Origin of the sequence: Acetivibrio straminisolvens JCM 21531, assembly GCF_000521465.1 — a bacterium.
GTDB lineage: Bacteria > Bacillota > Clostridia > Acetivibrionales > Acetivibrionaceae > Hungateiclostridium > Hungateiclostridium straminisolvens.
In genome coordinates this window covers 1-13,848 of record NZ_BAVR01000083.1, presented here as the reverse complement: position 1 = coordinate 13,848, position 13,848 = coordinate 1, and the positions used below count along the sequence as shown (strand labels likewise).

The 13,848-nt window shown below is 40.4% G+C and carries 5 protein-coding genes and 5 pseudogenes; 7 read left to right on the top strand and 3 right to left on the bottom strand.

The window, feature by feature from the left end; genetic code table 11:
• The first annotated feature begins 83 nt into the window (after positions 1-83).
• From JCM21531_RS15635 to JCM21531_RS15620, 4 genes and pseudogenes are all read left to right on the top strand, one after another.
• Positions 84-548: a chemotaxis protein CheW gene (locus JCM21531_RS15635; RefSeq protein ID WP_038291230.1), complete on the top strand. Its 465-nt coding sequence runs from the start codon at positions 84-86 to the stop codon at positions 546-548.
• 14 nt (positions 549-562) lie between these two features.
• Positions 563-1,092 (top strand): annotated as a pseudogene (locus JCM21531_RS24645) (MCP four helix bundle domain-containing protein); the annotation flags it as partial.
• A 6-nt stretch (positions 1,093-1,098) separates the two neighbouring features.
• On the top strand, positions 1,099-2,472 hold the full coding sequence (locus JCM21531_RS15625) for a methyl-accepting chemotaxis protein (protein WP_369347705.1): 1,374 nt from the start codon (positions 1,099-1,101) through the stop codon (positions 2,470-2,472).
• A 284-nt stretch (positions 2,473-2,756) separates the two neighbouring features.
• A pseudogene (locus JCM21531_RS15620) lies at positions 2,757-5,383 on the top strand (glycoside hydrolase family 9 protein).
• Between the two features lies 1 nt (position 5,384).
• On the opposite strand, the gene JCM21531_RS15615 reads toward JCM21531_RS15620, so the two are convergent.
• Entirely contained in the window at positions 5,385-5,819 is a 435-nt protein-coding gene (locus JCM21531_RS15615; protein WP_038291226.1) for a DUF2935 domain-containing protein, read from the bottom strand.
• 215 nt (positions 5,820-6,034) lie between these two features.
• Here JCM21531_RS15615 and hydF point away from each other — a divergent pair.
• Positions 6,035-7,236 (top strand): annotated as a pseudogene (gene hydF / locus JCM21531_RS15610) ([FeFe] hydrogenase H-cluster maturation GTPase HydF).
• A 223-nt stretch (positions 7,237-7,459) separates the two neighbouring features.
• Positions 7,460-9,686 (top strand): annotated as a pseudogene (locus JCM21531_RS15605) (glycoside hydrolase family 9 protein).
• 163 nt (positions 9,687-9,849) lie between these two features.
• Here JCM21531_RS15605 and JCM21531_RS15600 read toward each other — a convergent pair.
• Both JCM21531_RS15600 and JCM21531_RS22900 read right to left on the bottom strand, forming a co-directional pair.
• Positions 9,850-11,217 carry a CotH kinase family protein gene (locus tag JCM21531_RS15600; RefSeq protein ID WP_243467818.1) on the bottom strand — a complete coding sequence of 456 codons (1,368 nt, stop codon included), beginning with the start codon at positions 11,215-11,217 and terminating at the stop codon, positions 9,850-9,852.
• A gap of 68 nt (positions 11,218-11,285) precedes the next feature.
• A complete protein-coding gene (locus tag JCM21531_RS22900; protein ID WP_243467817.1) occupies positions 11,286-11,456 on the bottom strand; it encodes a hypothetical protein in 171 nt (56 codons plus the stop codon).
• A gap of 608 nt (positions 11,457-12,064) precedes the next feature.
• Here JCM21531_RS22900 and JCM21531_RS24640 point away from each other — a divergent pair.
• A pseudogene (locus JCM21531_RS24640) lies at positions 12,065-13,848 on the top strand (DUF6531 domain-containing protein); the annotation flags it as partial.

The window sequence follows — 13,848 nt, the reverse complement described above, 5'->3', positions numbered from 1 at the left end:
TTGTTTTATATTTACGTGGTCGAACAGTGGCAAAAGTCACTGCTGATAATAGCAGGATAAACCTTACAAGGAGGTGAACGGGAATGACTGAAGCACTGACAGTAGAATTGGGGCTGGGGCAAGAAGAAACTCAGAGGGATAAATATCTGACCTTTCTTGTTGAAAAGGAATATTACGGAATTGAAATCAAGTATGTTACGGAGATTATAGGAATTCAATCCGTTACTGAAGTGCCCGATTTACCCGAGTATATTCGCGGGATAATAAATCTGCGTGGAAAGATAATACCGGTGATGGATGTAAGACTAAGATTCGGTAAGGAATTCAGAGAGTACGACGACAGAACTTGTATAATTGTTATTGATGCTGAAAATATTCTTATTGGACTGATTGTAGACAGCGTATGTGAAGTAATGTCTATTCCGAACGAGGAGATTGTTGCTCCGCCCGATTTTAATCAAAGCGAAAACAAGTTTATTAAAGGTATAGGTAAAACCGGAAGTGAGGTCAAGCTGATACTGGACTGTGAGAGACTTCTTATGGATTGAAGAATCCAAAGCTAATGGAATGCAATATAAAAATCAAGGAGGATTATATGATGCAGTGGTATTATAATTTAAAAATATCAGCAAAATTGATTATCGGTTTTTTAGTGCTTGCAGTAATTGCAGCAATTGTTGGAGGCGTTGCTCTTGTAAACATCAATAATATGAGTCAAGAGGATGTAGAGCTGTATGAGGAAAACACAATGGTATCAGTTATGCTGCTGAAGCTGCTTTGCAATTTCAGAGAATGAGGTTTAATGTTGTAAAAATTATGCTGTTTGAAACTTCGCAGCAGATAAATGAGACTATAGAAAGAATTGAAGAACATGGCGTTAATGTGGAAAAGTACTTAGATATGTATGAGGAAACCATTACAAATGAGACCGAACGCAAGGTGTTTGAGGATGTAAAGCCGAAATGGGAAAAGTATAAATCTTTGGTTGATAGGGAAATTGAATTTGTAAAATTGGGACAGATAGAAGAGGCAAAAGAGTTAGTTCTTGCAGATCTTGCCGAAGTTGGAGACGCTTTGAGAGATTCTTTTGGAGGCCTGATGGAGTATAATACCGTTGATGCAAAAGCAAAAGTGGATGAAAATAAGCATATTGCAGCAACTGCCTCAACATTAATGATAATTGTGATATGTGTAGGCATATTAGTAGCTATCTCCCTGGGAGTATTTATATCCAGAATTATCAGCAGACCTATCGGCAAAATGGTTGAAGCTGCCGACAGACTTGCCCTTGGGGATGTGGATGTAGATATCAAAGTTGAAACCAAGGATGAAATCGGTAAATTGATGGAGTCCTTTAAAAGTATGGTAGAGAATATTCGCGAGCAGGCTTATGTGGTAGAGAAGATTGCTGCCGGGGATATGACTGTTGAGGTCAAAGTCAAGTCTGACAAAGACTTGTTGGGTAAAAAGCTTAAAGAAATGGTTGAAACAAATAATGAAGTTCTTTCCAATATCAATGAAGTAGCAGCACAGGTAGCATCGGGAGCAAAACAGGTATCCGATTCAAGTATGCAGCTTTCACAGGGAGCTACCGAACAGGCCAGTTCAATAGAAGAGCTGACAGCTTCCCTCGAACAAGTATCAACACAGACACAGCTCAGTGCCAAAAATGCGAATCAGGCAAATGAGCTGGCTGAGATTGCTAAAAACAATGCGGAACAAGGAAATAAGCAAATGTCTGAAATGCTCAATGCCATGGAGGAAATCAATAATTCTTCTTCAAACATCTCCAGAATCATCAAAGTAATAGATGAAATAGCTTTCCAGACCAACATTCTTGCACTGAATGCAGCAGTTGAGGCTGCAAGAGCCGGACAGCACGGCAAAGGATTTGCGGTTGTGGCAGAGGAAGTTAGAAATCTTGCTGCCAGGTCGGCTAATGCGGCAAAAGAAACTACGGAGCTGATTGAGGGAACAATAAAACGAACTGAAAATGGTACAAAGATAGCCCGGGAAACTGCCGAAGCGCTAAATAAGATAGTGGATGACGTATCAAAGGCTGCTTCGTTGGTTAATGATATAGCTTTAGCTTCCAATGAACAGGCTGCTGCGATCACCCAGATAAATCAGGGAATTGCACAGGTATCTCAAGTTGTGCAAACCAACTCGGCTACATCGGAAGAGAGTGCAGCTGCAAGTGAAGAGCTGTCAAGCCAAGCTGAATTTTTAAGACAATCCGTTGCAAGGTTTAAATTAAAAAACATGGGGAAGATAGCATACAACAGGTATAAGGAAATTAATCCTGAAATCATGAAGATGCTGGAGGAGTATCCGGACAAGAAACAGCCGAAGGTTTTTAATAATAAGGAAGAAAACACAAAGCATATTGACAGCAAGGAAGCAGCGGAAAAGGAAATGGGCGATTTGAAGCAGAAAATATTGCTGTCTGACACTGAATTCGGAAAATACTAAGCATATATAAAGCATATATTAAGCAGAGTGGACTTTACAGTTCTCTCTGCTTTTTCTATATCGAATATAAGTACATTTAAAGCCGTCGAAAATAATTTTGCAATTTGTAACTGAGTATTTAGGGTGATTAATTTATCGAATTTGACGGTGCACGTATGATATAATAAACTAATAATATGGATAATCATAGCTTTGCTGAATCGATTTCATAAATTTAGTTTTATTGAGTTAAAGCGGGAGGATGCTATGCGGTTGATTAATTATCTGGTAAGCAAAAAGCTTTTTTGGTTCTTGCTGTTTTTATAATTTTGGGCACTGTCCTATTGTTTGCAAAGCCATGGGGACGGGAAGCTTCAAACACTCCGGATGAATCTGGCATAAAAGCCGGTGATGATTTGAGAGGGGAAAATAAGAGTAGCGGATATTTACCGGAAGAAAAGATTCCAAAGCAGCCTCCGGCTACTGGTGCTTTTAACTATGGTGAAGCGTTGCAGAAAGCAATCTTTTTTTATGAGTGTCAAAGATCCGGAAAGCTCGATTCCGCGACTCTTCGTCTGAATTGGCGCGGGGACTCGGGGCTTTATGACGGTAAAGATGCAGGTATTGATCTTACCGGTGGATGGTATGATGCAGGAGACCATGTAAAGTTTAATTTGCCCATGTCTTATTCGGCAGCAATGCTGGGCTGGGCTGTATATGAATATGAGGATGCGTTTAAACAAAGCGGACAGTATAACCATATATTAAATAGCATAAAATGGGCTTGTGATTATTTTATTAAATGTCATCCGGAAAAGGATGTATACTATTACCAAGTGGGCGACGGCCATGCTGACCACGCATGGTGGGGTCCTGCCGAAGTAATGCCTATGGAAAGGCCTTCGTACAAGGTTGACAAATCATCGCCCGGTTCTGCAGTTGTTGGTGAGACATCCGCGGCTTTGGCAATAGCGTCAATAATATTTGAAAAAGTGGATAAAGAATATTCAAAGGAATGCTTAAAACATGCAAAAGAACTGTTTGAACTTGCGGATACCACCAAAAGCGACGAAGGCTATACCGCAGCCAATGGTTTTTATAATTCCTGGAGCGGATTTTATGATGAACTTTCCTGGGCGGCTGTATGGCTTTATCTTGCTACCGGTGATTCTTCATATTTAGCCAAGGCTGAAAGTTATTCGGATAAATGGGGTTATGAGCCGCAGACGGATACACCTAAGTATAAGTGGGCTCAATGCTGGGACGATGTGACCTACGGCACTTATCTTCTTTTGGCAAGAATTAAAAATGATAATGGTATATATAAAGAATCGATAGAAAGACATCTTGATTGGTGGACAACCGGATACAACGGAGAAAGAATTACATATACTCCGAAGGGGCTTGCGTGGCTTGACCAGTGGGGTGCATTGAGATATGCAACTACAACGGCATTTCTGGCATGTGTTTATTCCGATTGGGAAAACGGCGATAAAGACAAGGCCAAAACCTACCTGGAGTTTGCTAGAAGCCAGGCAGATTATGTTCTGGGGAGTACAGGCAAAAGTTTTGTTGTAGGCTTTGGAGAAAATTCACCTAAAAGACCTCATCACAGAACTGCTCACGGTTCCTGGGTAGACAGTCAGACGGAACCTCCCGAGCATAGACATGTTCTTTATGGCGCCCTTGTGGGGGGACCTGACAATTCGGACAACTACACCGATGATATCAGTAACTATGTCTGTAATGAAGTGGCTTGTGACTACAATGCAGGCTTTGTGGACTGCTTGCAAAAATGTATAAACTTTATGGTGGAAGCCCCGACCCGAAATTCAGCGGTATAGAAGAAGTGACGGAGGATGAAATATTTGTTGAAGCAGGTGTAAATGCGTCGGGAAGCAATTTCATTGAAATAAAAGCAGTAGTGAACAACAAGTCGGGCTGGCCTGCAAGGGTCTGTGAGAATTTATCTTTTAGATATTTCATAGACATTGAAGAGCTTGCTGCAGCGGGCAAGACTGCAAGCGATTTGAAAGTGAGTTCCAGCTATAATCAGGGAGCAAAACTCTCTGATGTCAAACACTACAAAGACAATATTTATTATGTAGAGGTGGATTTGTCGGGAACCAAAATATATCCTGGGGGACAATCGGCATACAAGAAGGAAGTGCAGTTTAGAATCTCAGCGCCCGAAGGTACAGTGCTTAATTCCGAAAATGACTACTCCTATCAGGGGCTTTCGGCAGGAGCGGTCGTAAAATCCGAGGATATTCCTGTATATGATGCCGGCGTTCTCGTATTTGGAAAGGAACCGGGGGCATCATCTAAAAGTGTGTCTAAAGACGGTGCTCTACCAAAGGCAACACCCACGGCAAAATCTTATTCAGAGCCTGCAGCAGAATATACACAAAATCCATCTCCTGACTTAAAAACTCCTGCCGGGCAGAACGGTCTAAAAGACAAAGCCCAGGGCAGCAAAGGAGCTGTTTCATTACAATATGCAAACGGAAATGCATCAGCTGAGACAAACGGTATTAGTCCTAAATTTAAAATAACCAATAATGGTACAAAGGCTATAGACTTGTCCGAGGTTAAGATTAGATACTATTATACAAAAGAGGGGAGCGCATCTCAAAACTTCTGGTGTGATTGGAGTAGTGCCGGCAATTCTAATATTATTGGTAACTTTGTTAATGTCCGCTCACCCAAAGAAGAAGCAGACACCTACCTTGAAGTCGGATTCGCCGGTGGGGCAGGAAACCTTGAACCGGGTGAGAGTGTTGAAGTACAGGTGAGATTTTCAAAAGATGACTGGTCAAATTATACCCAGTCGAACGATTATTCCTTCAACTCGTCTGCTTCAAGTTATACGGATTGGGATAGAATAACCCTATATATATCAGGTAAACTTGTTTGTGGCAAAGAACCCTGATTTATCTGTACGAAATTTGACCAAGGTAGGCTTTTGCAATACCAATGTAATACTCGGATTCCCTGACAATATGATTAATTACAACAGAGGCTGTTAAATTGTTTAAAGCTGCAGCACTTTCTTTTGCCATAGTGTTCAGGAAGTTTACAAAGGTTTTGCTTTGACAAAGAGTAATTTCAATAATATTGGCGATTTTTTGCACCAATTCAGGGTTCATAACATAGCAGGATCTATTAAGTCTTTCAATATATTGCAAGATGGTGGCTTCTGTTGCGCTGAGAATCTTTTGGTATTCATCCAGCTTTTCTACAAACTTGTCTTCTAAGTCCGGTATAATTTTCCTGATTACTACAGTATGTTCTGCTTCTTGTCTTTTCCAAAATTCGGCTTCCTCCAGAATTCTTATATGGTTTTTATCGCCGTAACAAAACTGCATTGGTCATACCTCCATTTTTATATAGATACTAGACTTAACATAATTCATTATATGTTGAAAAATAAAATTCAGTGCCGGCAAGAAAAAGAGAAGTGTTGTAAAATTAGCTAAAACAGCCATGAGACATAAATATTAATTTTATTAATAATGAGGTTTACATGTGAGGTTTCTACCTGATAATATAAAAAGAAAAGAGCTTGAGGAGGTTAATCGTCATGGGATTGAATGAAACACCATCTGCAAACCGTGTTCATATAGGATTCTTCGGTAAAAGAAACGCAGGAAAATCGAGTATTGTAAATGCTGTTACAGGTCAGGACCTGGCTGTTGTTTCAGATGTAAAAGGGACAACCACCGACCCTGTTTACAAAGCAATGGAGCTTTTGCCCTTAGGGCCGGTTGTGATAATTGATACTCCCGGAATTGACGACGAGGGGACTTTAGGAGAGCTGCGTGTAAAAAAGAGCCGTCAGGTACTTAATAAAACCGATATAGCTGTATTGGTAATCGATGCTGCTTGCGGTAAATCTGAAGATGATGAAAAATTGATTGAGCTTTTTAACAAGAAAGAGATAAAGTATGTTGTTGTTTACAATAAGGCGGATTTGAATGAACAGGAAGAGACAGAGAACGATAATGAGATTTACGTTAGCGCCAAAACGGGATACAACATTGATAAATTGAAGGAAAAAATCGCATCCCTTGCTGCTACCGATGATATTACCCATAAAATAGTAGGTGACCTGATTAATCCTTCGGATTTTGTTGTGCTTGTTGTGCCCATTGATAAAGCAGCCCCCAAGGGACGTCTTATACTGCCTCAGCAGCAGACCATTCGCGATATTTTGGAGTCGGATGCTGTTGCAATTGTGGTAAAAGAGAACGAGCTCAAGAATACGCTTAATAGCCTTGGCAAGAAACCCAAACTTGTTATCACTGACAGTCAGGCATTTAAAATGGTAGCGGCAGATACACCGGAGGATATTAATCTTACTTCGTTTTCGATACTTTTTGCGCGGTACAAGGGTAATTTGGAAATTGCAGTAAAAGGTGCGAAAACGCTGGATTCTCTAAACGACGGTGACACCGTTCTTATCTCCGAAGGATGCACGCATCACAGGCAGTGTGATGATATAGGCACGGTGAAGCTTCCGAGATGGATAAATAATTATACTAAAAAGCAGTTGAACTTTGAGTTACATCGGGTACGGAATTTCCGGAGGATTTGAGCCGTTACAAATTGATTGTGCACTGCGGCGGATGCATGCTGAATGAAAGAGAAATGAAATACCGTTACAAATATGCCGTGGAGCAGAATGTCCCTATTACCAATTACGGAATTTTGATTGCATATATACATGGAATCTTGAAAAGAAGTCTTGCAATTTTCCCGGATATACTTGCGGAAATTCTTTAGTGTCCGAAGCAGTATACGGAAGCTGACTTTTAAATATCTTTGATTTAATTGAAGATAGCGGACAGGGTGTGGTATAATTTAAATGAAATGAATAGAGGCTGCATATCTATATACTCTGCTTTATTCTTGCAAACACTTTAGAATGAAGATTCCATACCTTTACGCATTTAGAACTTGTAATAAAAAATTTAAATAAAAGCAAAATTTGAGGGGGGTATTATTAATGAAGAAAAAGAAATGGGTCAAATTTCACAATAAATTTGCCCTGTGTGTTCTTCTAATCTTTTTGGCTGCTGTTCTGCTGCCGTCGTCTGCCCTTGAATCAAAAGTGCAGGCTGCTTCTTCACCTCGTTACGGAGGCTCATATTATAATTATGGAGAAGCTTTGCAGAAAGCAATTCTTTTTTACAAGGCAAATCGCCTTGGAGACTTGCCCGATGATTACATCCTGCCTTACAGGGCCGATGCGGCAATGACCGACGGACAGGATGTGGGCTTGGATCTTACTGGAGGATGGGCCGATGCCGGGGATGGAATCAAATTCACTCATCCAATGTCTTATGCGGCAGGCCAATTGGGATGGGCCGTGTATGAATACCGTCAAGCCTTTGAGAAGTCAGGCCAGTTGGATGATATTCTGGACGAAATAAAATGGGCTACCGACTTTTTCATTAAAGCTCATCCGGAGCCGGATGTATTGTATTATATGTGCGGCTACAACGATTCCGACCATTCGGTATGGGTTCCCCATGAACTGTTGGATTATGTGACGGATAGAAAGTCCTTTGTGCTAAACCCGTCAACCCCGGGTTCGGATGTAGCAGGACAGACTGCTGCTTGTCTGGCTATTGCATCAATCATATTTGAGCCCACAGATCCGGAATATGCCCAAACCTGTTTGACCCATGCAAAACAGATTTTTGAATTTGGTGATAAATATAGGGGCAAAAACCGCTGGATGTCTTGTATCCATCGGGAGGTTATTTGGATGATATGGCTTGGGGCGCTGTATGGCTTTACATAAAAACCGGCGATTCTACTTATCTAGACAAAGCAAAATCCTACCTGCCTGTTACTTCATTGGGCGGGGGACATACCCATTGCTGGGATGATGTCAGCTACGGTGCGGCACTTAAAATAGCTCAATTAACTCATGATCAGGGTTATGCTGCTATGGTTGAAAAGAACCTTGATTTCTGGCAACCCGGCGGAGGTATTACTTATACTCCGGGAGGTTTGGCATGGCTTTCACCGTGGGGCTCTTTGCGTTATGCATCCACAGCAGCGTTTTTAGCCTTTGTATGGTCTGATGATCCAACGGTAGGAACACCATCCAAAAAAGAAGCTTACCGTACTTTTGCTGAAAAGCAAATAAACTATATTCTTGGAGATAATCCTCGAAAAGGAAGTTATGTAGTAGGATTTGGAGAAAATGCACCCAAACATCCCCATCACAGGACGGCTCATGGCTCATGGGTAAGTATGCTTGATGTGCCCGGTTTCCATCGCCACATCCTCTATGGTGCATTGGTTGGAGGACCGACCTCGGATGACAGTTGGTGGATGATATTTCCGACTATACTCTAAATGAGGTGGCTACCGACTATAATGCAGGTTTTGTAGGGTCTTTGGCAAAAATGTATGATATGTATGGCGGAGAACCTCTCGAAAATTGGCCTCAGCCTGAAGATTTCAGGGCACCGGAAGACGACATTGTTGAATACTTCTGCCGCGGCTGGATAATTTACGAAGGCTTTGGAACCTTAAACCTGCTGCTTCAGGTTAACAACCGCTCAGGATGGCCTCCAACGGTGAAAGATAAGCTTTCTGTTCGTTACTTCATGGATTTAAGTGAAGTATTTGAGGCAGGAGGAAGTGTAAATGATGTTCAGATAACGCTGGGACAAAGCGAGGGGGCAAAACTTGAAGGATTGAAGCATTACAAGGATAATATTTACTACTTTACGGTTGACTTCACAGGAACTAAGATTATGCCGGCCGAATGGGAAATGTGCGAAAAGGATGCCCATGTATCGATTAAATACAGAGACGGCATCCCGGGTTCAAATGAAAACGACTGGTCGTATCAAAACTTGAGAAGAGATCCGGATTATGATGCTGTATCCTTTGCGGGATTGACTCCTTATATACCTGTATATGATAACGGTGTGCTTTTATGGGGTGAAGAACCGCTTTCTGACGGCAACACTCCCGAACCTTCACCGGAACCGACACCAACTGACCCGGCAATTACTTATGGAGATTTAAATGGAGACGGAAAGGTGAACTCCACAGATTTTGGAATATTAAAAAGAGCTATATTGGGCAACGTGGCTCCAGGTACAAACATGGCTGCAGGAGATTTGAACAGAGACGGTAATGTAAACTCGACAGACCTCGCGATTTTAAGAAGGTATTTATTAAGAATAATTACTTCGATACCTATCTGACTATAGATTATAGGTGTGTATTATAGCAAAAATCCTACGGATAGAAGTCGTCCGTAGGATTTTGCTTTACCTCTTGGAATGAAATGAAAGAGGCAAAAGCAAAGGGACTCTATGTTCCGAGCTTTTCTTTACACCTGTGTAGATGAAAAGAAGCAAATTAATTCTATAAGGATGGAATGGCTTTCACAAGGTATTTCTTCAGCATTGAAGCGTCAGTGGAATTTACCGAACCGTCATTGTTTATATCAGCATTGGCAAGTTGTTCGCCGGAAAGAAGAGTTATTCTAAGAATATGTCTTTTAAGTGCGGCAAAGTCTGTTGAGTTTATCTTCCCGTCGCAGTTAATATCACCTTTTTGCCCCGCATTTGGTGTTGGAGTCGGAGTGGGTGTCGGATTTTGAGAAGGACTCGGCAAAGGTGTGATACTAACGGTAGAAAGATAAGCTCTAGTTTCTCTATGTCTTGTGGAGATATGGTTTATAAGGTCGTTAAGAGCTTGATTAAATTGAGCTTCACCATTGGTGAGATAGCTGTAACCTCTTATTTCGCCCTCACTTCCAACAGTATATGGACGGATTAGTTCGTGAAGCCGGCGGGCCTTCTCGATTAGAGCAGCTTCATTAAAACAGGTATCCAGTGCTTTTTGCATTTCATTGTGATATATGTTTTTGTAGACAGGGTCATCCATTAAATAGCGAATTAATGGCCAGTTATTGCTAATTTCATTTAATGAAAGGTTGGGCGGTGTTATACCCCATGGATTACTGGAGGAAAGGGAGAGGTTATAATCCCAAGGGAAGAATACCAAACGGCCATTATCGGATAAGTCCTGATATAAATAATGGTTTTTTGTAACCCAGCCGTAAGTGTCAAAGTTTACAATGGTAGTATTGATCGCCAGCCATTTCAAAAAAGAATCGGTATTGAAAACTGCTTCAAGGTCAGATCTCCATTTGGCAGCGTTGGTTCTTGGAGCGTTCAAAGCAGCAACAAGAGCTTGAATGTCGCTCCAGTCATCTGCTTTTTCATTGGTTTTCTTTTCATATCCGCGTTTGTCAAATATTGTTAAGTCGCCTCCCGGTGCTTGCTGACCTTTATACAGATTTCCATCAGGGTTTGGGAATTGATATTCAAGCATTTTATCCGAAGGGTCCTCAAACATTGTATATAATCCCCAGTAAACAGGGCCGTTTCCCGTATCGACGTATACTCTGTAGAAAGCGCATCGAGGTGCAGGAATACCTGCTTCACGGAAAATATCGCTGCAGAGTTTGTCTCTTAAAAATGAAGGGTCATACCAGTTATTATTGAATATCAGTTCGTCGAATCCATAGCATCTTTGATTATGTATTTCGGGATAATCGTCTTCGAATTTGTCAAAGTTGAGGCGGAAAGGATATTTATGGTTCATGCTCATCATGGCTCCGGTCAAAGTGCTTTGCCCCTTATACCTGATTCCTACGTTCCACCAAGTGTGATTGTTGAATTTTACCGTTGCAGGCACGTAGATGGGGTCCTCATCGCTCATCATAAATGCCTTGAAGACATCATTTTCCATGCGTCGATAGTTTTCAGGGCTGATGATGATATCAATACGGTTTACTTTGTCTTCGGGAAAGAGTAGCGAATAATTGGGTTTTGCTTTTTTGCCGTGGGTTTCTTCTGTCCAGCCTCAGGCCTTGATGCTGCCGAGACTGCTGACATGTTGAGGCATGCGATATAAATCGCTATGCATATTGTTATTGCCGCTAACCTAAAAAACTTTCGCATAGTCATACCTCCCAAAAAATTTTATTAATAATTAATTATTGCATTCGTTTGGAGTATAAAAAGCATGTACCGGTCAGTTTTATAAGAATATAAGTATTTATTATATGAAGCAATTAAATAAGCAAATTCGTAATATATCTGCAATATATATTCGTAATAAAAATAATTTTGCGACTTAAAGCAGCATTAATTGGGAAAATATTCATAATCTGAAATAATAAAAATATAAAGATAACTGATTATCGGATGGAATTTGATGCTTCGAACTTTTTGAAAGCCTAAGTAGGAACGAAGCCATATAAATTAGCAGATTTGTAGCAAAGAAAGAGGTTAGTATGCATTTTATAGAGAAGAGAAAATTTAATTGCTAGACTCTTTTATTACTAGCCTCTTTTGAGTTATTATCAAGCAACATACCGGTATTTGGTGTTTAGTAATAGTAGTAAAAATAATACAGAAAGGTAAGTTTTATTGAATTGAAAAGTAAGTAATGGTATAATTTACATAATTGATATTCAATCTGTTTTGCAGGTAGAGGGCTGAAGATAGATATGCAGATAAAGATAACACCGGAACAGATGACAAGGGTAGCAGGAAAGGTGAAATAAATATCAAAGGAATTTGATGATATTGTGCTGGAAATAAAAAGAATCACAAGTTCCATTGATTGGGAACTTAGAAGTAAAGAGGGAATAGATGGGAAAGTATCGAGGGCACATGATGCAGCAAGAAAGATAGCCAAGGGATTGGATGGAATGTCACAAGACCTTATAATGGCAAGAGACAAAATGATAGAAGCTGACAATAAAGCCTCGGCTACAGCGAGAAAGATGAAATCTGCAAACTTTAAAAGTCCGGTTGCCGCAATATCGTTGCCTGGCCTGGCAATAATATGGTATCTGTGGAATCGATTGATAGGTCCAGGAATGGCAAATTGTCCGAACGCGCTTGTTGGAGACCCTATAAACGTAGTATCGGGAAATTTCTATTTAACGAGAAGAGACATAACCATACCTTCAAGAGGTATCGGCATTGAGATAACCAGATACTATAATTCCATGGATAATACACAAGGTATATTTGGAAAAGGCTGGAGAATGGATTATGAGACATGTCTTAAAAAGAAGGAAGACAGTGAAGATATAGTAGTAGTGTATCCTGAAGGAAACATAAGAGTATTTGAACATACCGAAACGGGAAGTTTCAAGTCTCCCAAAGGCGTGTGCGATACGCTTTTTAAGATCGAGGACGATACATACATATTGAAAGTTCAAAAAGGAATTACATATAAATATGATTAAGCAGGAAGCCTTATATCAATTTCCGACTCAAACGATAACGAGATACAGTTTAAGTATAACCGCCAGGGATTGCTGTCTTCAATAATAGCACCGGGCGGGAAGATTTTGATGTTTTCGTATGAAGGGGACAGGGTTAGCTCCATAACCGACCATATGGATAGAAAGCTAAAATATAAATATGACGATGAAGGAAACCTTATACAAGTAGTATACCCTGACGGAGGAAAAATTACTTATGCTTATAACGGCATGGGACTAATCTCAATAACCGACCAGAACGGAAATACCTATGTTCAAAACACCTATGATGAAAACGGCAGAGTGGTAAAACAGCTTGACCATGAGAACAATGAGTTGATTGTAGAATATGACGAAGAAAATTGCGAAAACACCTTCAAATGGATAAAAAGCGGTATAACCCGTGTATATAAATACAATTCGGACATGCTCCTTACGGAAGTAAGATATGATGACGGAAGTGTGCAAAAATATACCTATGATGAAAATCATAACAGAAACAGCGAGACAGACAGAAATGGCAATACGATATATAAAAAATACGATGATAAAGGCAATTTAATAGAAATAATTTCACCTAAGCCCTTCAGCTTCAAAACAAAATACAGCTACAATGAGGATAACAGACTGATAAAAATAACTTCACCGGGCGGTGGAGAGGTAGCCTTCGAATACGATGAAAAGGGCAATCTTTTAAAACGTATCATAAAAACCGGAAGCAAAAGCTATTCCGAGTGGTCATATATCTATGACCGATATGGAAGAATGATAACTTCAACGGATGCGCAGAACAATACAAAGATCTTTGAGTATGGAGAAGACGATGTAATCAAACCGACACTAATAAAGGATGCGGTAGGAAACATATTTAAATATCAATTTGACAAAACAGGACGAGTAGCGGCAATAACCACAAGTTATGGTACTGTGAGGTTAAAATACGATGAATGCGACCGGATAACCCACATAACCGATGCAGAGGGGAATACCACTAGACTCAGTTATGACAAGGCAGGGAACATGACAGGTATTATAGCTCCGAAGCAGTATGAAGAAAAGGGAAAAGACGGAAC